Origin of the sequence: Cytobacillus oceanisediminis (assembly GCF_004366035.1) — a bacterium.
GTDB classification, from domain to species: domain Bacteria; phylum Bacillota; class Bacilli; order Bacillales; family Cytobacillaceae; genus Cytobacillus; species Cytobacillus oceanisediminis_C.
Map to the genome: position 1 here is coordinate 405,235 of NZ_SOEE01000002.1, position 18,884 is coordinate 424,118.

General features: G+C 40.1%; 21 protein-coding genes. 15 read left to right on the forward strand and 6 right to left on the reverse strand.

The window, feature by feature from the left end; all coding sequences use genetic code 11:
- Positions 1-59 precede the first annotated feature (59 nt).
- Positions 60-716 carry an MtnX-like HAD-IB family phosphatase gene (locus tag DFO72_RS06315; RefSeq protein WP_113880885.1) on the reverse strand — a complete coding sequence of 219 codons (657 nt, stop codon included), beginning with the start codon at positions 714-716 and terminating at the stop codon, positions 60-62.
- Positions 717-880: 164 nt separating this feature from the next.
- Between DFO72_RS06315 and DFO72_RS06320 the strand changes: the two genes are divergently transcribed.
- From DFO72_RS06320 to DFO72_RS06345, 6 genes are all read left to right on the forward strand, one after another.
- Positions 881-1,318 carry a peptidylprolyl isomerase gene (locus DFO72_RS06320; RefSeq protein WP_113880884.1) on the forward strand — a complete coding sequence of 146 codons (438 nt, stop codon included), beginning with the start codon at positions 881-883 and terminating at the stop codon, positions 1,316-1,318.
- Between the two features lie 110 nt (positions 1,319-1,428).
- Positions 1,429-1,620 carry a YbxH family protein gene (locus DFO72_RS06325; RefSeq protein WP_113880883.1) on the forward strand — a complete coding sequence of 64 codons (192 nt, stop codon included), beginning with the start codon at positions 1,429-1,431 and terminating at the stop codon, positions 1,618-1,620.
- Between the two features lie 137 nt (positions 1,621-1,757).
- Positions 1,758-2,270, forward strand: a complete 513-nt coding sequence (locus tag DFO72_RS06330; protein WP_113880882.1) for a mismatch-specific DNA-glycosylase — start codon at positions 1,758-1,760, stop codon at positions 2,268-2,270.
- A 401-nt stretch (positions 2,271-2,671) separates the two neighbouring features.
- Positions 2,672-3,637, forward strand: a complete 966-nt coding sequence (locus DFO72_RS06335; RefSeq protein ID WP_113880881.1) for a S8 family peptidase — start codon at positions 2,672-2,674, stop codon at positions 3,635-3,637.
- The gene (locus DFO72_RS06340; RefSeq protein ID WP_113880880.1) at positions 3,634-4,440 is read left to right on the forward strand and encodes an endonuclease I family protein; all 807 of its coding nucleotides are present in this window, start codon (positions 3,634-3,636) and stop codon (positions 4,438-4,440) included. Before DFO72_RS06335 ends, DFO72_RS06340 begins: the two co-directional genes overlap by 4 nt.
- Positions 4,441-4,506: 66 nt before the next feature.
- Entirely contained in the window at positions 4,507-4,824 is a 318-nt protein-coding gene (locus tag DFO72_RS06345) for an MGMT family protein (RefSeq protein ID WP_113880879.1), read from the forward strand.
- 49 nt (positions 4,825-4,873) lie between these two features.
- Here DFO72_RS06345 and DFO72_RS06350 read toward each other — a convergent pair whose 3' ends face one another.
- Positions 4,874-5,131, reverse strand: a complete 258-nt coding sequence (locus DFO72_RS06350) for a YpbS family protein (RefSeq protein WP_113880878.1) — start codon at positions 5,129-5,131, stop codon at positions 4,874-4,876.
- Between the two features lie 261 nt (positions 5,132-5,392).
- Between DFO72_RS06350 and dacB the strand changes: the two genes are divergently transcribed.
- On the forward strand, positions 5,393-6,877 hold the full coding sequence (dacB, locus tag DFO72_RS06355) for a D-alanyl-D-alanine carboxypeptidase/D-alanyl-D-alanine endopeptidase (protein ID WP_113880877.1): 1,485 nt from the start codon (positions 5,393-5,395) through the stop codon (positions 6,875-6,877).
- Positions 6,878-7,060: 183 nt separating this feature from the next.
- Here dacB and DFO72_RS06360 read toward each other — a convergent pair whose 3' ends face one another.
- Positions 7,061-7,594 carry a YceI family protein gene (locus DFO72_RS06360; RefSeq protein WP_113880876.1) on the reverse strand — a complete coding sequence of 178 codons (534 nt, stop codon included), beginning with the start codon at positions 7,592-7,594 and terminating at the stop codon, positions 7,061-7,063.
- Between the two features lie 207 nt (positions 7,595-7,801).
- Here DFO72_RS06360 and DFO72_RS06365 point away from each other — a divergent pair, with 207 nt between their 5' ends.
- Both DFO72_RS06365 and DFO72_RS06370 read left to right on the forward strand, forming a co-directional pair.
- Positions 7,802-10,375 carry a DEAD/DEAH box helicase gene (locus DFO72_RS06365; protein ID WP_113880875.1) on the forward strand — a complete coding sequence of 858 codons (2,574 nt, stop codon included), beginning with the start codon at positions 7,802-7,804 and terminating at the stop codon, positions 10,373-10,375.
- 3 nt (positions 10,376-10,378) lie between these two features.
- Positions 10,379-11,257 carry a deoxyribonuclease IV gene (locus tag DFO72_RS06370; RefSeq protein ID WP_113880874.1) on the forward strand — a complete coding sequence of 293 codons (879 nt, stop codon included), beginning with the start codon at positions 10,379-10,381 and terminating at the stop codon, positions 11,255-11,257.
- 22 nt (positions 11,258-11,279) lie between these two features.
- Here DFO72_RS06370 and DFO72_RS06375 read toward each other — a convergent pair whose 3' ends face one another.
- Positions 11,280-12,413 carry a zinc-dependent alcohol dehydrogenase gene (locus DFO72_RS06375; RefSeq protein WP_113880873.1) on the reverse strand — a complete coding sequence of 378 codons (1,134 nt, stop codon included), beginning with the start codon at positions 12,411-12,413 and terminating at the stop codon, positions 11,280-11,282.
- A 212-nt stretch (positions 12,414-12,625) separates the two neighbouring features.
- Between DFO72_RS06375 and DFO72_RS06380 the strand changes: the two genes are divergently transcribed.
- Positions 12,626-13,618 (forward strand): LLM class flavin-dependent oxidoreductase, encoded by a 993-nt coding sequence (locus DFO72_RS06380; protein ID WP_113880872.1) that lies wholly within the window; start codon positions 12,626-12,628, stop codon positions 13,616-13,618.
- Between the two features lie 86 nt (positions 13,619-13,704).
- Positions 13,705-14,166, forward strand: a complete 462-nt coding sequence (locus DFO72_RS06385) for a CoxG family protein (RefSeq protein ID WP_113880871.1) — start codon at positions 13,705-13,707, stop codon at positions 14,164-14,166.
- A gap of 50 nt (positions 14,167-14,216) precedes the next feature.
- Here the strand turns inward: DFO72_RS06385 and DFO72_RS06390 are convergent, their stop codons facing one another.
- Entirely contained in the window at positions 14,217-14,741 is a 525-nt protein-coding gene (locus DFO72_RS06390) for a ribonuclease H-like YkuK family protein (protein ID WP_113880870.1), read from the reverse strand.
- 206 nt (positions 14,742-14,947) lie between these two features.
- On the opposite strand from DFO72_RS06390, the gene DFO72_RS06395 reads away from it, so the two are divergent.
- The 4 genes from DFO72_RS06395 (at position 14,948) to DFO72_RS06410 (ending at position 18,331) form a co-directional block, all read left to right on the forward strand.
- Positions 14,948-15,391, forward strand: a complete 444-nt coding sequence (locus DFO72_RS06395; protein WP_113880869.1) for a YndM family protein — start codon at positions 14,948-14,950, stop codon at positions 15,389-15,391.
- Between the two features lie 176 nt (positions 15,392-15,567).
- Positions 15,568-16,959, forward strand: a complete 1,392-nt coding sequence (locus DFO72_RS06400) for a DEAD/DEAH box helicase (protein ID WP_113880868.1) — start codon at positions 15,568-15,570, stop codon at positions 16,957-16,959.
- Between the two features lie 22 nt (positions 16,960-16,981).
- On the forward strand, positions 16,982-17,563 hold the full coding sequence (locus DFO72_RS06405; protein WP_113880867.1) for a branched-chain amino acid aminotransferase: 582 nt from the start codon (positions 16,982-16,984) through the stop codon (positions 17,561-17,563).
- A gap of 111 nt (positions 17,564-17,674) precedes the next feature.
- Positions 17,675-18,331 carry a spore coat protein gene (locus tag DFO72_RS06410; protein WP_113880866.1) on the forward strand — a complete coding sequence of 219 codons (657 nt, stop codon included), beginning with the start codon at positions 17,675-17,677 and terminating at the stop codon, positions 18,329-18,331.
- A 55-nt stretch (positions 18,332-18,386) separates the two neighbouring features.
- Here the strand turns inward: DFO72_RS06410 and DFO72_RS06415 are convergent, their stop codons facing one another.
- Positions 18,387-18,680: a hypothetical protein gene (locus DFO72_RS06415; RefSeq protein ID WP_113880865.1), complete on the reverse strand. Its 294-nt coding sequence runs from the start codon at positions 18,678-18,680 to the stop codon at positions 18,387-18,389.
- Positions 18,681-18,884: the final 204 nt, after the last annotated feature.

Sequence of the window (18,884 nt, forward strand, 5' to 3'; positions counted from 1 at the left end):
GGTTAAAGTACATACAAACGTTCCAGGGCAAGTTAAGCGGCTTTGCCCTGGAATAAAGATTATTTTTTTGGCAGCATGCCTTTTTCCTTTAAATAAACTTCCACTTCACTAAATTCTTCTACCGGCACAAAAGATATGTCTTTTTTCCAAAGAAGATCCTGAAGTCCATTTTTGGCAAAAGTAATGTCAGCATACTCTGCCGGGTGTGAATCCGGTTCACTGTCCCCAATAAAAAACACTGTTTCATATTCCTTCTTTAAGTCCTGAATGACCTTCGATTTATCAATGCCATACCTTTCAGAGTAATGCTGATGATCCTTATCTATTTTCATGTGCACATTCTTCTCATGATAATACCCTTCATTCGAAAAAACCTTCACATGTTCCACTCCAAATTTTTTTAATAGGTGGTATATATAATAGTTTGTGCCGGCACTTAAAATATAAAAATCTCCGCCGTTCTGCTGAATCTTTTCGATAAAGTCAGGTACATATTCATCAATTTCTATTGAATTAATATCGCTGATAATTTGATCTTCTTCCTGATTGATGGAGGTAAATACCTTATTTAAAAAATCGATATCCTTCATCTCTCCAGCCTTCCATTTGGACATCAATTCCCGGCCCTCCGGAAAATATTTATCCATCATAATTAAATAGAAGTCCCTTTTTGAAATCGTTCCGTCAAAGTCTGAGACAAAAGCCCACTTTTTCATTCTATAAACCTCCAATAAGCCATTTCTTCTTTTTATATTACTATGCTACCTTAGCATTACCCTTTATTTTTTATGTTCAATCAGCGAAAAAGCGCCTTTTAATTTTATTCCTGGCGAGATTAATGGTATTATTAATTTGATTTTTACATAAGGAGATGATTAGTATGGCAGAAAAAGGATACATATTAATGAAAAACGGTGAAAAGGTTGAATTTGAACTATATCCGGAAGCAGCACCAGGGACAGTTGAAAATTTCAAAAAGCTGGCTAACGAAGGCTTTTATAATGGTTTGAATTTCCATCGTGTAATCCCTGGTTTTGTAAGTCAAGGGGGCTGCCCGAATGGAACAGGTACTGGCGGTCCTGGATATACAATCAAATGCGAAACAGAAGGAAACCCTCATAAGCACGAAGCAGGTTCTCTTTCAATGGCACATGCTGGCCGTGACACAGGTGGAAGCCAGTTCTTTATTGTTCATGAGCCTCAGCCGCATTTAAATGGCGTTCACACAGTGTTCGGAAAAGTAACATCCGGCATGGAAACTGTAAAAGCTATGAGAAATGGCGATGTTATGGAGAAAGTTGAAATACTTGAAGGTTAATTCGCTTCATTAAAAAAGAGCCTTAATGGCTCTTTTTTTGTTTTGCCATAAATACCTGGCTGAAAAGTCCTTATACTAAGAAAAACTAACTGTATTGGAGTTGATGTTGAGTGGGTGCCATTGAAAGAAACGGCTACCGGTTTGAGCCTGAATTTAGCGTCATCAGCCAGAACGGTGCCATACATGTTTTTCATAATGGAAAATTTGTAGACGAACTTAAATTCGAATTTTCCGGAAAATTCCCCGAAAACGACCAAATAGAAGACATGGTTGCTCAGTATTGCATTAGGCATGGATTGTAGAAATTCCTCTATGTTCGGCGTTCCTGCTGAATAGAGCAGGGCGTCTGCCCTTTTTTTCCGCTTAAGAGTTTTTGTTTTAAACGCAAGTGGATTTTATGTAAAATAACTATACCTTGCTATTAAGAAAGGATGGTTGCATGAAGCCTATTAGAGACCATTTGAAACAAAATCTTGATTTACTGTTTGTCGGCTTCAATCCAAGTATTCGATCAGGAGAGACAGGTCATCATTTTGCAAATCCAAACAACCGATTTTGGAAAATCCTATATGAATCAGGGCTGACTCCCCGCAAATTTGATGCATTTGAAGACTACAAGTTATTGGAATTGGGATATGGCATGACAAATATTGTACCCAGACCTACTAAAGCAGCAGATGAAATTACAAAAGAAGAATATAAAGAAGGAAGAGAAGAACTGATTAAAAAGATTAGTGACCTCAAGCCAAAAATCATTTGCTTTGTCGGAAAGGGAGTTTACCAGGAATACAGCGGGAGAAAGAAGCTTCCATGGGGCATCCAGGAGGACTCCGTGGTACCTGGCACCCTTGACTTTGTCGCTCCATCTTCGTCTGGGCTGGTAAGGATGAAAATAGATGATATCATTCAAATTTATGCCGAAATCCCAAAGCTTTTAAGATCAATAAGATGAATATGAAGCAAGCTTTATTCTTCAATTTTTAGACCTTTACTGAGTTATGCAGTTATTTGACATAATTACCTGCCAACTTCCGTGCCATGTACGAGTATGCTTTATCATTTCACTCGTTTAATTTCCATGACCTCATTCATTGACCTTGCTGCCAGGCAGTAAATTGACTGTTTTCTCCATTCGATTTACTGCATTCCTCCTCAGTTCACCTATGAAATTGAATTATATCACTATCATTCTCAATCATTCATTATAGGGCAAATAGCACAAATACTTCCTATTTATCTTCATAATTCATGGAAATTCCCTACGAACGATACTGTTGTAAAGTATTCAGAATTGTTAAAATAAAAACAACAGCAAGAACCAGCTTCAATTTAATCTCTTAAGGAGGGAAAGAAATGGAGCAATATGTTCGCATTATTCCTTATAAGGTGATTCAGCAGGAAGAGGAAGTTAAGGAAGTTCCAAAGGGTGTGGAATTGATTCAGGCTCCAAAGATATGGAACGAGACAAAAGGAAAAGGAATTAAGATTGCTGTATTGGACACAGGATGTGATGTAAATCACCCAGACTTGAAGGATCGGATAATTGGCGGACGCAATTTTACAGACGATGATGCCAGCAGCCCGGATATTTATTCAGATTACAACGGACACGGCACTCATGTAGCAGGAACCATTGCAGCGAATGAAAATGACGCTGGTGTTATCGGGGTAGCTCCTGAAGCAGAACTCCTGATAGTGAAAGTCTTAAACAAAGATGGCTCGGGACAATATGAATGGATCATTAATGGCCTGCATTATGCCATCGAACAAAATGCGGATATCATTTCCATGTCACTTGGGGGACCCGCTGATGTTCCTGAGCTGCATGATGCGATTAAAGCGGCTGTTAAAAAGAATATCCTTGTTGTCTGCGCAGCAGGAAATGAAGGAGATGGCGACGATTCAACCGATGAGTTTGCTTATCCTGGCTGCTACAACGAGGTGATTAGTGTAGGGGCAATAAACCTTGAAAGAAATTCTTCCGAATTTACAAACTCTCATAATGAAATAGATTTGGTAGCGCCTGGGGAAGGGATATTATCTACCTTTCTAAATGGAAAGTACGCAACCCTGAGCGGCACTTCAATGGCTGCGCCACATGTTTCAGGTGCGTTGGCCCTGATTAAAGATTTTGCCAACAGGCATTTTGAAAGAAAACTTTCTGAGCCTGAACTTTATGCACAATTAATCAGAAGGACTGTCCCGTTAGGCAATTCGCCTAAACTTGAGGGAAATGGACTTGTGTATTTAACCGTGCCTGAGCATTTAACTGGCATCTTCGACCAAAAGTTCAAATCCATAGTTGTTAATGCTATATGATTAAAGTCAACAGTATTTCATTGGCATGGGCCGAAGCTCAGTCAAAGTATATTGAAAGGGTTCAAAATGAACCCTATTACGACTCACAGAAGGATTTCCTTAATCAAGAGAATTACTACAGCACCCTTGAATTTGATAAGGAAAACATTCCGGAACAAATTCAAGCTCTGCTGGTTCGTACCCACACCCATCAATTGGATTATTCACCTCATCAATATGTTTATCCATGGGTGGATCTGCAGGAAAACCTCAAGCTAAAGAGTTTATATTCCGGTACCGGCATTGACCCTCTTAAAGCGATTGACCAGGATTTAAAGCTGCTTCAGTCGATTCAAAGAGGGTTCAGCAGCAATGAGAGAATTATTTTTAATACCGAGCATGTCGTTCCGCAATCATGGTTTGAAGAAAAACAGCCAATGAAAGGGGATTTGCATCATCTCTTTGCCTGTGAACCCGCATGCAACAGCATGAGAAGCAACTTCCCATACTATGATTTTGAAGACTATGTACCAGAAATCCAGATAGAGAGTGTCAGGAACGGCTGTGGAATGGCAGACCAGGAAAAGTTTGAGCCTGAATATGGTAAGGGTATTGCTGCAAGAGCCGTATTCTATTTTTCAGTTAGATATAAAAAAGTAATTGATATTGCAGAAAAGATGGATATGAAGGTTTTGAAGAGGTGGCATGAAGAAAATCCCGTGACTCTATATGAGAAGCATAGAAACGCTGCCATTCAAGAACTCCAGGGAAACCGCAACCCGTTTATTGATTTTCCTGAACGCGCAAAGGAAATGTTAGGATAATAGGAGAGCCCGCCTGAAACTCAGGCGGGTTTGTTTTATAATAAAAGATAAAAAAGGAGCAATCATGTGCAGCCATTTACAGAAAAAGTTATAAAAATCATTAAAAACATCCCAAGAGGAAAAGTCATGACTTATGGGCAAATCGCAAGGCTGGCCGGGAGCCCCAGAGGAGCAAGACAGGTGGTCCGGATTCTTCATACCCAAAGTGAAAAGCATCAGCTTCCGTGGCATCGGGTTGTGAATGGGAAAGGGGAAATTGGGTTTAAAGAAGGAGATTTGCATGACATTCAGAGAGAACTTTTAGAAAATGAGGGGATTCACTTTAATATAAATAAAAGAATTGATTTGCAGGAATTTGCCCATGAATCATCCCAGCAAATATAAAGAAGCGTGCATCCAATTGGAAGTCACGCTTCTTTATAATCATAAGTACCTATTTTGTCCTTGATGCATATTCCTCAATCATTTCATTTGTTACATACTTTCTTGCAGGTATAATTCCCTGTTTAGAAAGTTCATTGATATCAGCAGTTACTTCATTTATCTTATCCGCGGAAAATGGAAGTCCCCGCCTGCATAGATCCAATGCTTGCTCAATATAGTGTTCGCGTTGCTGTTCCAAGGCAGCAAATTTCGTTATTATCTTATTCTGCTTTCCTACATGTTCTGATATTGCTTTATGTACACTCATTCTTTCCACTCCTTATAAAATTCACATGTTTTTATCATACCATTTTCTAATAGCATTTTAAGAATAAATATCCTTACTAGCATAATATTTATTTTAGAAGAAAATAGGAAATAATAGCCAGTCCTCATAACTTTTAAAGTGGAGAATAAAATAGTTAAGTAAATTAAAAATTGATTCCTTTTCCTCATTATGGAAATAAAGGGAACACACCTTTCTAAGAAGAAAAGGTTAAGAAACAAAAATGGAAGGTGGCTTATACATATGAAAAAGAGTGTAAAAATAAATATCAGTTTATTGCTGGTATTTATGCTGGCACTTGTTCCTTTTGCTCAGCCCGAATCACCTCAAGTCCAAGCAACGGAAGAAGGCGGCGAACTTGTACAGCAGTTAAACCAAATGCTTAATAATGATCCAATTCTTCAGGGAGGACTTGCAGGAGTCAGTATCCGCAATGCAGAAACTGGCGAGCTGGTATACGACCATATCGGGGATATACGTTTAAGACCTGCTTCTAATATGAAGCTCCTAACAGCAGCTTCGGCTCTAGAAACATTGGGAGAAAATTATCAGTTCACAACAGAACTTCTTCACACAGGTTCAATAAAGGGAAAGACACTTCAAGGTGACTTGGTCTTAAAAGGAAAAGGTGATCCAACCCTTTTAAAGAAGGATTTTGATTCATTTGCTGTTAAAGTAAAAGAAGCTGGCATCAAAGTTATTCAAGGCAGCCTGATCGGTGATGACACGTGGTATGATGATGTACGCTATTCAACCGACCTTTCATGGAGCGATGAATCATGGTATTATGGCGGACAAGTCTCAGCACTTACTGCCTCCCCAAACGAGGACTATGACGCGGGTACAGTAATTGTAGAGGTTTATCCCGGAGAAAAAGCCGGGCAGGAACCGATTGTCAAAATGGTGCCGGAAACAGATTACATAAAGATCGTCAATAAGGCTAAAACCGTCTCTAAAGACGAAAAAAAGGATATCCATATTGAAAGAGATCACGGAACGAACACAGTTACAATTGAAGGAGAAATTCCAGTTGAAGGCAGCCGTTCAAGGGAATGGATTGCTGTATGGGAGCCTACTGGCTATGCATTGGATCTATTGAAGCGTTCTCTCGCTGAACAAGGCATTAAAATCAAAGGGAAAACAGAAGCTGGCACTTCCCCAGAAGGCGCAAAACTATTTGCTGAGCATAAATCCATGCCTATCAAAGATTTGCTCATACCATTTATGAAATTAAGCAATAATGGCCATGCTGAAACATTAATCAAGGAAATGGGCAAAGTTGCCAAAGGAGAAGGCAGCTGGGAAAAAGGGCTTGAAGTATTGGAAGAACAAGCAGCTGCCCTTGGAATGAATAAGGAAACTCTCGTGCTCCGGGACGGTTCCGGAATCTCACATGTAAACTTAATTCCAGCAAATGAAATCTCAAAACTTCTTTTCGAAGTACAGGACGAAGAATGGTTCAACTCCTATTTGAACTCATTGCCGATTGCCGGCAATACAGACAGGATGGTGGGAGGAACTCTTAGAAATCGCATGAAAAATACCAATGCCGACGGGAATGTCAAAGCAAAAACAGGTTCTATCTCAACAGTCAGTTCATTATCAGGATATGTTAAGACGGCCAGCGGGGAAGAGCTTATCCTTTCTGTTATTCTGAATAACTTGACTGACGGCGGTCAAGGTAAGGTTATTGAAGACAAAATTGCCACGTTATTAGCCGATCAATAAAATGAATAGATAAGCCGAAGCAACCCGCCTATCGGCCTATGACCTCCAGTTCTTAGGAGCCGAAACTAGACACGCTTAGACCCGAGAGCCGAGACAGTTATCTAACTTCAGAATTTGTACATTCTTAACTATTAAGAAAAGGGCAGGATACCGTTTCACCGGTATACCTGCCCTTTTTCTGTCTTATTCTGCTTTTGCTGCCTGTATCTGCAGGTCAATTTTCACTTTATCTCCAACAAGAACTCCCCCTGTTTCAAGGGCTGAATTCCAAGTTAAGCCATAGTCGCTTCGTTTGATTGCTCCTGCAGCAGTAAAGCCGACTTTTTCATTGCCCCATGGATCTTTTCCTGATCCTTCATATGTCACAGTAAAGGTTTCTGTTTTTGTTGCACCATGAATAGTAAGATCGCCGGTAACATCATATTCATCATCACCCTTGCTTACAATGCTTGTTGATTTAAAGGCCATTTTCGGATGGTTCTCAACATCAAAGAAGTCCGCAGAACGCAGGTGGTTGTCACGATCTTCATTGCGTGTATCAACACTTGAAAGTGAAACATTGAATGTAATATCAGCAGTTGTTAAATCTGCAGGATCTGCAGTTATTTCTGCATCAAAGCTATTAAAGCTGCCTTTAACGTTTGCAATCATCATATGCTTGATAGAAAAATCCACACTGCTGTGCGCAGGATCAACTGCCCATTTTGTTTTAACCATATTTTTCTCCTCCAATAGTTCGAATTCATTTGTTTTGAATTCAAGATATTTTAATTCTAGATAAATTATATGCCGGTTTAAGTTTTATGTCAATGATATTTTTTCAAAAGATGGTAAAATGAAGACTACTTAATTTATCAATATCATACATAACCTAAGTCATAATTATTACATTACAGTTTAATGATGTTTAAAGGGGAACGGACCATGAATCAGCTTGAACAGATATACAATAATGCTGCAGAGCATACAAAAATAAAAATCCTGGAGGATGCCGACCGCTATCTGGGCAGTAAAGAGTCGATGCCCTCGTATAAGGAATATCTTTCTGAAAGATTTCATTATATCGACCAAATCTGGGTAAATGTGTGGCTGAATAAAATCACCGCCAAAATATCCAAGCATGAAAAAAAGAAATATCTAAGTGAAAAAGGATACGACACAGAAAATGTTGACAGGAAAATAATCAATCACCTCTTCCGGACTGAAATGAGGGATTATCAGCCTTTTAATAGTTTGGACTGGCTTAATGACCTATTTGAAAGCAATAAGGAAGCTTGGGCTGAGCGCTATGAGAGTGCACGGGCTCATTTTCTGCAGAAAACAGAAGAGGAGCGGCTTCAGAGAAAGAAGTATCGTATCCGCGAAGATATTGAAAAGAATATTGATGAAATTATAGAAAGAGATTATAGCCTTCTTTATCTTCATGTCAGGCATATGGCTTCAAAGCAGCTGGTTTCCGATCTTAGAAACAAGATAAGATATCAAAAAGTGGATACCTTTGCTCTAGAGGAAAAGCTTGAGGAGACAGGCAGATTTGATGCAAGTGATTATACTGTAACGGGGGAATTCTTTGAGGAGCTGACAGGAAATATTCATAAAGCATTGTATGGGGGCAAAGGCTACTTTGAATATGAAGCCTATTACTATGTCTATAAGAACCATATTTCGGGATTTCTGTCCGATTCCCTGCAATCGCTCGTCCTGCAGAACCTTCCACATCATTTATTCGAGGAATATGAAGACACCTATCAGAAACCCCTGACCGGTAAGTCGGTGAAGAAGTTAATGGCCCATACCCTTCAGGATCTTGATGAAAGCTTTTTTGAAAGCATTCAGGAGGAATATATTGAAGATTTGCTGAGGCTTGCGGATATACCGTTTGACCCTGAAGTCCATAAAGATTTGCTCGAGAAGGACATTGCTGACCGGGAGAGAAAAATAGCAGAAGAATTAGCTGAGCAGCAGCGGAAGAAAGAAGAAGAGGAACGCATGCTCGAATATATATTCGGGCAGGAATACAGCCCCTCTGTGGAACGGGCCAAAAGATATGTACTTCATATTGGTGAAACCAATACAGGGAAGACACACCATGCCCTTGAAGGAATGAAATCAGCCCAAAGCGGCATGTATCTGGCGCCTTTAAGGCTATTGGCACTCGAAGTATATGATAAACTGAACCGCGAAGGTATACCCTGTTCTTTGAAAACCGGTGAAGAGGAAAAAGCAGTTGCCGGTTCTGATCATCTTTCCAGCACGGTTGAAATGTTCTACGAAAAGGACTATTACGACGTCATTGTAATTGATGAAGCCCAAATGATCACGGATAAAGACAGAGGCTTTTCCTGGTATAAAGCAATTACGAAGGCAAATGCCAATGAAGTCCATATCATTGGCAGCCGCAGCGCTAAAAGCATGATGCTTCAGCTTCTTGGCGAAGCAGATATTGAACTGAATGAATACAGCCGGGATATTCCTCTTGAAGTCGAAGCAAAGGAATTCAAATTCAGCCATGTAAAAAAAGGCGATGCACTCATCTGTTTTTCAAGAAAGAGAGTACTTGAAACTGCCTCAAGACTTCAGCAGGAAGGGCACTCAGTAAGCATGATTTATGGAGCGATGCCTCCTGAAACCAGAAAAAAACAAGTCCAGCGTTTTATAAAAGGAGAAACTTCAGTCATTGTTTCCACTGATGCCATTGGGATGGGACTTAACCTGCCTATCCGGAGAATTGTTTTTTTGGAAAACGATAAGTTTGACGGAACGAAAAGGAGAACCCTTACTTCCCAGGAAGTAAAGCAAATTGCAGGAAGGGCAGGAAGAAAAGGGCTTTACAACATTGGAAAAGTGGCTTTTACAAAAGATATCAAAAGAATGAAGGCCTTGCTTGAAATGGAGGATGCCCCGGTCCACAGTTTTGCAATAGCCCCAACAAATACAGTATTTGAAAGATTCCAAAGGTATTACCGCGATCTCGGATCATTCTTTGAGCTTTGGGATAAGTTCGAGAGCCCCAGAGGAACCAAAAAAGCAGCACTATCAGAGGAGAGAGATCTATATGAAAGGATACGCGGAACAGAAATTGAAGCAAAGCTTGGCCTAATGGACCTGTATGGTTTTCTCCATCTGCCATTCTCAAAAAAAGAACATGATCTTGTCCGTCAGTGGGAAGAAACCATGTATGCCATTATTGATGGCGAGGAACTTCCTGAGCCCAGAATCAAGAACCGGAATCTGGAAGAGCTGGAATTGACTTATAAAGCAATTGGCCTCCATTTGCTGTTCCTGTATCGTCTTGAGCAAAGAACAGAAGCGTTATACTGGGAAAGATTAAGGGAAGAAATCAGCGACCATGTTCACGAAAGACTAAAAACCGATATTAAAGAGCTCTCAAGAAAATGCCGAAAGTGCGGCAAAAAGCTGTCCTGGGAACATGAATATCAAATCTGTGATGAATGTCATTCTTCACGCTCAAGGAGAAGATATTATTATAGAAGGTAACGAATGGATGGGATCAGGATGTTATTTGGCTGTCACGTAAGCATAAGGGAAGGATATTTAGGAGCTGCAAAAGCTGCAAGGGCCAGGAATGCTTCTGCCTTTCAGTACTTTCCAAAGAATCCAAGAAGCTTGAGCGTAAAGGATTTTAATCGGGAGGATGCTGCTCTTTGCAGGGCATTTTGCAAAGAACATGAAATCTTCTCGATTGCACATACTCCTTACCCAACTAGCCTCACACCTCACCCGGAGAAACAAGAGCTGACGATTAATTCTTTGCTGAATGACCTGGAAATAGCCAGTGCCTGTGGCTCGGCAGGAGTGGTTGTACATTTTGGAAACCCAATCAGCAACAAGGATTCGCTTGCAGGGTATCAATTAATGATTGAAATTCTTAATCAAATCCTCTCCTGCCGGGAAGACCATTGCTTAATCCTGCTTGAAAACACTGCTGGCCACCCTGGGTCAATGGGTACAACAATTGAGGAGCTTGTTCAGGTTCGGAGCCTGTGTGAACACCGGGATCAGATTGGTTTTTGCCTGGATACCTGCCATGCCTTTGACAGCAATCTCTGGAATGGAGAGAATCTAAATGAATTTCTAAAAAAAGGGGAAGAGCTGGGCTATTTCGATCATCTTAAAGCCATTCACTTTAATAACTCCAAATATCCAGCAGGCTCAGGCAAGGACAGACACGCCAATATATTTAACAAAGGTCATATAACTGAGAAACAATTTGATCAGCTTATCAAAGCTGAACCACTTCGAGGATTGCCATTAATTCTTGAAACACCTTCTGGTGAAGGAATTGAACATCATGAAGAAATTGAGCTTCTAATTAAAAGATGGGGAAACAGCCATGACAAAAAGCCTGCTGTATTATAGCAGGCTTTTTAGGTCATGCCAATTAAGGTTTTAAAACTACCTTGATGCAGCCGTCTTCATGTCCATTGAAAATTTTATAGCCATGGCTCACCTCTTCCATGTTAATCTTATGGGTAATAATGTCTTTCGGATCAAATTCTTTATTAACGATTTTCTCATAGAGCATTGGCATAAATGGTATGACAGGTGCCTGTCCCATCTTAAGTGTAATGTTTCTGGTGAAGAAGGCACCGAGAGGGAACATATTATAGTTTGCTCCATAGACACCGGTTATTTGAACTGTTCCGGTTTTTCTTACAGCCTTTGTCGCAATTTGAATGGGCCCCAGGGTGCCGCCTTGGAGCTTTAATTTTTGCTCTATAAACTCAAGGGGCGACTTTTTCCCGTCCATGCCTACACAATCGATTACTATATCGGCGCCTCCCCGGGTAATTTCCTTTAAATGCTCTCCCATATCAGGATACTTGGTGAACTCGAAGACTTCCACTTTGTTTGCTGTCTTTGCGTGATTGATCCGATAATCAAGGTAATCAACTGCAATAACACGTTCCGCGCCTTCCATCCATGCAAATTTCTGCGCCATTAATCCAACCGGGCCACAGCCAAGGACAATAACTGTATCTCCCTTTTTAACACCGGCGTTAACAACGCTCCAATAAGCCGTCGGAAGTACATCTGACAAAAATAATAGAGACTCATCTTCCAATTCACAGGATTCCGGAACCAGAAACGGCGTGTAATTGCCAAAAGGGACTTTTAGATATTCTGCCTGCCCGCCTGGATGATTCCCGAATTTCTCTGTGTATCCGAAGTATCCCCCTGAATCATAATGCGGGTTGGAATTATCACATTGGCTGGTTTGATCCTGCTGGCAATAAATGCACTGGCCGCAGGATACATTGAATGGGATTACGACTCTGTCCCCTTTTTTTACTTTTGTTACATCTGGTCCAGTCTCTTCCACAATGCCCATTGGTTCATGACCAATAATATAACCCTCTGGGAGGGGCATGTTGCCCTGGTATAAGTGCAGGTCAGAACCGCAGATAGCTGTGGATGTAATTTTAACGATAATATCATCTTTCTTTTCAAGCTTAGGGTCATCCACATTTGTTACAGCTACGCGATTTGGCCCCTGATAGGTTACCGCCTTCATATACAACACTCCATAAATTAAGATTTTTATCAGTATAAAATATCAATAAAACGGTAAACAAAAATTGGTTTGTTATACTTTTTACAGATTCATCTTAGAGGCAATAATATAAGTTTCGCTCATCTGTATTTTATTATTCGTTTTACATTTTAAAATGGTGGAAGACACTCGAGCTTTTAGGAAGCCAGTACATTTGAAAGAGGGGATTAACCTTGAAAATAAGCATTTTGGATCAGGCTCCCATTTCATCGGGATATTCAGCCAAGGAAGCACTGGAAGCTTCAGCACAGCTGGCTCAGTCAGCAGAGAGGCTCGGCTACACAAGATATTGGATTGCAGAACATCATGATTTATCCGGCTTTGCCTGTTCAGCTCCAGAAATCATGTTGAGTTATATCGGTGCAAAAACAAAAAAAATACGGATTGGTGCAGGTGCTATACTGCTGCCGCATTATAAACCATACAAAATTGCGGAATCGTTCAATATGCTTGCTACATTGTTTCCTGGCAGAGTAGATCTGGGAATCGGAAGGGCACCAGGAGGATCGGCAGAAGCGTCTATGGCGCTTTCCGATAATTTCCTTGAAGGTGTCCGCAAAATGCCTGATAAGGTGATGGAACTTCTTCAATTTTTAAATAATGATTTTTCAGAGGATCACATGTTTGCTAAAATATCTGCTTCACCTCTGCCAGAAATTAGCCCGGAACCATGGTTATTGGGGACAAGCAGGAAAAGTTCTTTAATGGCTGCTGAGTCTGGAACTGCTTATGCATTTGGTCAATTCATGAGTGAAAAAGATGGAGAAGACATCATAAAACAATATAGGGAAAATTTTATTGAAAGGGGACTTATACAGAAACCAAAAGTTATTTTAACAGTTTCAGCTATATGCGCTGATTCAACATATGAGGCTAAAGAGCTGGCACTCAGCAGTATGCTTTGGAAGATAAAAGCAGAAAACAGGGAAGGCAATGACGGGATTCCTTCCATTGAAGAAGCAAAAAACTATTTTAGCAGCCTGGATGTGGAGCCATTTAACAATAGACACCGCATTATTATTGGAAATCCGAAAGAAGTTGCCGAGCAGCTGAAGGATATGAAGCAGCTGTACCAAGCAGATGAGATTATGATTGTTACCATCGTTCACCGTTATGAAGACCGTTTGCGCTCATATGAATTAATCGCCAAAGAAATGATCAAATAAATATAAAATTAATGAATCTTGCCCTATTAATTTGAATACATATTCATGGAAACCAACTATGGAATTTTTCAAAAGGGGCGGTAAATATGGCAAGCTGCACACATCAGGCAGAAGTGAACGTGCCAATAACGGCAATATGGAATTTTGTCAGTAACATTGGAAACTGGGCTCCCTTAGTACCCGGTTACATTACACATGAGGTACTAAGTGAAAAAGAGTCTACCTGGAGCTTTAAAAGCGATATGGGGATCATTAAGAAAAAAATCGAATTGAAGGTGGATATAACAAGCTGGCAGGAACCAACCAAGGTAACCTTTCAATTAACAGGGCTTAATGAGAAATTTACTGGACATGGGTATTTTCTTGCTTCCAAAGGAAGGAATAATAATAACTTGATGACAGGCGCGCTTCAAATTACCGCTGAGGGTATGATGGCTAAAGTGGCCAATTCATTGCTTAATACATCACTTCCGGAAATTACTGCTGAGCTTACTGAAGCTGTTGCTTTGAAGCTGGAACAGAATTATAAAGAACATGCAGGCGTATAGTTTTTAGTGCAACGCAAAGAACTCATTAACTTGAGTTCTTTTTTAATCCCTTATTTCGTATATCGATTGGCATAGCTGGATGCAACGAATGCTTCCGGCTTGATTTTTGGCTCGAGCCCGATCGATTCTATCCTTGATACCATTTCACTAACAAATTCCCTGGTCTTATTCCTTTTCCCAGATCCGATATCCATATGCCCTTCCATTGAGAAGGACCCGCCTTTATAAAGAAATGGAAGTACGATATCAAACATTTTATCTTTGCATTCCTCAGTAAATAAGGAGACGACTTCTTCCGTCAGCGAGGTTTCAAATGAGATTCTCTCATGCAGGTGCACCATTTTCCTTGGAATAATTGTCTTTCTAATACATGCCCAGGCACCTTTCCGTTCATTTTGAATAACAATTCCGGTTATGAACACTGTTCGATTGCAATGAACCTGTGAATCAGTCCCAATCATCAAGCGGAAGTTCCCATCAGGATTTCGCCTCATGAAAAGTAAAATACGATTGAATACCTGCTCAAACGTCAAATTCCGCTCCTGGAGATTTTGAAATTTATATTCAGCACTCACCTATTATCACCACATTAAGTAATTTGTCTGGGAGCAACACTCTTCCACAACCTTTAACTTAAGATGTTAGACTTTTACTACCATTATATTGAGAGGCTCCGAACAAGTTGTTTATTTTTTGAAAAAATTATATTTAGCATTGTTTAAAGGCTGGATGAATGGGAATGCGCAGATTGATCAAAACTATGGGCAAAGGAGGAACACATATGAATAAAACATTAATTGTTGTACTTAAATTTGTATCAAGCATGATTGCTTTTGCCATAGCACTTGATTTATTTTTCGATGCAACATTTGCCGATATTGTTTCTTTCAGCCTACTGGTAACGGTTATGTCCTATATGCTTGGTGATCGGATAATTCTCCCCCGCCTGGGAAACCGGAATGCCCTCATTGCTGACTTTTTCCTTGTTTATGCATCTGTATGGGTTTTTGGGAGTGTATTGCTTAACAGTTACTTGCAAATAGCGTGGGGAAGTGTCATTGCAGCTGGAATTATCACTCTTTCCGAAGTCTTTGTGCACCGCTATCTCCAGAAAGGGGCCGACGTTAGCCAGGAGGAAAATAGCAAAGAAGCGGCCTTAAATCCGCGGCTGGCGTATGGAATGGAAATGGCCGAAGAAAAAGAGCCAACAAAGGACTGGGATTGACTGAATAGTAAGCAACTAAACCCAATGCAGACTTATCGGTCGGTATTGGGTTTTTTAAATCAGAATAAGAATACCTTGCTATTTTGCCATCAAACATCCAATATTAATAAGGGTGAAATTTCTTTAAATCTTCACCTGAGCCTCTAATAAAGAAAGTAAAGAAAGCAGGGACTTATTTGCAGGATTTTTTAACATTAGGTATTTCAACTAAACTCACCAATATATTGCTGAGCCATGGCATTGGAAAACCCACTCCCATTCAGGAGCAGGCAATACCCGCTGTGATGGAGGGCAGGGATATTATTGCACAGGCACAGACTGGAACTGGCAAAACATTCGCCTTTATTCTGCCGATTCTTGAGAAGCTTGACCCGAATGCTGTCCATATTCAAGCTCTGATTGTGACACCGACAAGGGAATTAGCTCTGCAGATTACAGAAGAAGTTCAAAAACTGATTGCAGGCTATGATGATTTAGAGGTATTAGCCGTTTATGGGGGGCAAGATGTGGACAAGCAGCTCAACAAGCTGAAGAAAAAGGTCCAAATTGTCGTTGGTACGCCTGGCCGGCTTCTCGATCATATTAAGAGGAAAACGATTGATTTATCACAAGCAGATTTTTTAGTATTGGATGAAGCCGATCAAATGCTCCATATTGGCTTCCTGGATGAAGTGGAAGATATTATTAAAGAAACACCAGTCAAAAGACAGACCATGTTATTTTCTGCAACAATACCAGCAGAAATCAGGAATCTCGCCAGGAAACATATGAAAGAACCAGAGTATATGCAAATCGAAAAAACACAAGGACCAGCACAATCAGTCAAGCAAATCGCCATACATACGATCGACCGTGCCAAGCAGGCCACACTCATGCAATTAATTCAAACTCACAGACCTTATTTAGCAGTCATCTTTTGCCGGACCAAACGCAGGGTTAGCAAGCTTAATGATGTACTAAAATCAAATGGCTTCGAATGTGATGAGCTTCACGGAGATTTATCTCAGTCCAAACGGGAACAAGTGATGAAACGATTCAGGGACGCAGAATTACAGCTATTAATAGCAACTGATGTAGCTGCAAGGGGACTTGATGTGGAAGGTGTCACACATGTATTTAATTATGATATTCCACTGGATCCGGAAAGCTATGTTCACCGCATCGGAAGAACGGGAAGGGCTGGCATGAAGGGGATGGCAATCACTTTTTATTCATCCGCAGATAAACCGCTTCTTGAAGCAATTGAAAAAGGGCTGAACATTACAATTTCCAAGCAGAACCTTGGCAATAGCCAGGAAAGGCAAAAGCCTTCCAGGCCATCAGAAAAAAACTCTCAAGCGCGAAAAAGCCCAGCTTCACCTGGAAGAAAGAAAAATGATAATCGGGAAGATACAGACAGAAAAAAGAATGAAGGCAAAACTTCCCCGGCAAAGAGCAGAAAAGGGCAAAGGAAAAATTCAAAACCATCGAATTCAGCTGGTAATGTAAACCGCAGCAAATCACAATCAAAAAAGAAGACTTCAGCGCCTAAATCTGTGAGTAACATGTCAAAAAGACGCGGAAGGTAGCCATAATTAAAGGAGGAGCGAAATGTTAAAAGAACGGATTGAAAATCATCTCAAGGAACAAGGAAACGAAATATACAAAGAAGAAAAAGAATTTGCTGAAAAGCATCAGCTATTATCCAATGCTGAATCGTTAATTATAAAAAATCCTAAAACCCGCTTTGCAAATGCTTATATAGAGAGAGGAAACAAGGAAACAGAAGAAGTCCTCTCACAGGAGACGCCCGATTTTCTAAACCAGCCTATCGATTATTTTGTGAAAAATATTAAAGAGTTTATGTACCTTGAATCTGAATGGTTTGTGATTATTGGTGCAGACGCCATCTCATTTGAATTCGATGACCTTTTCCGAACCTATGATGTCATGCTTGGACTAAAATTGCCTAAAAAGAAAGCAGAAACAATAAGGTCATATTTAAAAAGAACATTACAAGGTGATTCAGCAACATTTGATTTAATGTTTAACCAGCAAGATGGGTTATGGGAACTCAATTTTGCATTGGATGACTTGGAAGGCTTTGAAGAAGATATGACCATAAATGATGCTTACAATCTAATTTACAGATATCTATTCTTATTGGCAGAAACAATTGAGGAAGTGAACTAAAAAAGCGGTTCAATCGAGCTGCTTTTTTTATTTATTTTTTTACCATACCACGGATATTTCTATATAAAATTCTGCATGATAAAGATTGTTAATAAAAAAGGAGGAATCTAATTGGAAAATCAGCCTAACCAAATGCATCAAAATATGCATACAGGAAATATACCTCAGCAGCTCAACCATGGAGCACATGAAGTTCTTGATGTTCATGAGGTTTTATCAGGTACAGTCGGCACCTTAAACACATACTCACTATTACGTCAGCACGTACAAGATCAGGAACTGGCAAGTATAATGGACCGCCAGTATCAATTTGTGCAGGAGGAATACAATACTACACTGGAATGTTTCCAGACAGGTAAAGATCCTTCTATACCAACACAGAGCTATAAAATGAACCAGGATAATGATTTTATTTATGGTTTAAAGCCTTCTCAGCCAAAAAAGCCAATCCAATCTGTCACCGAAATGAATGAAGAAACAGTTTCCGGCTGCCTTCTGGGAGCATTAAAATCGGCCGCTTCCATGAAAACCATGGCTGCACTCGAAACAACAAATCCAGTTGTTCGGAGAGTACTGGCTGATTCAGTCCCAAATTGCATTGAGATGGCTTATGAACTTTCAATTTATCAAAACAAACATCATTATTACCAGGTACCTCAGTTTGCACAGCAGGATATGCAGCAAATGTTAAATGCATATGCACCTGCACAGGGGCATATGCAAAACCCTGCTCAAGGGCAAATGCCAAACCCTAACATTCCTCATTAAAAGAGAGCCCCTTGGTAATATGCCAAGGGGCTTTTACAGTCTTTTGCTTATGTGGTTATTTAAAGGTCTCATTTGATAATGGAGAGCCAGCAGCTGTATGCTGATTCATCCAATCAAGAGACACTCTGGAAACTGTCTGCCAATCCGGAATCTTATCTTTATTTTTCTCAATCCAGCTCATTGCGAATTGGGAATCAATTCCTTTTTTCTCACATTGGCTTAAAAAATCCAGTACGGCTGATTGATTGAATTGATCCCAGCCTCCGCACACATTCTGCCAGATCTGCTCAATTGAAGCTTGTATGGGTGAATCGATTTCTGTACTGCCGAGTTGATTATGGTTGCGCATGCAAAACTCTCCTTTATATTTAATGTCAATTTCATTATGTCCTACGTAATTAGAAGTCATGTGTGAGGCAAAATAATCCTGAAAAATAAAAATTTTTTTTAGGGAAGCTTAAAAATTATAGCCTGTTTATAGGATCTCATCTTAATTTTTCAGCAAACCATGACATTTATCATGGTTTGGACATGACACTCATGTCTACAAAAC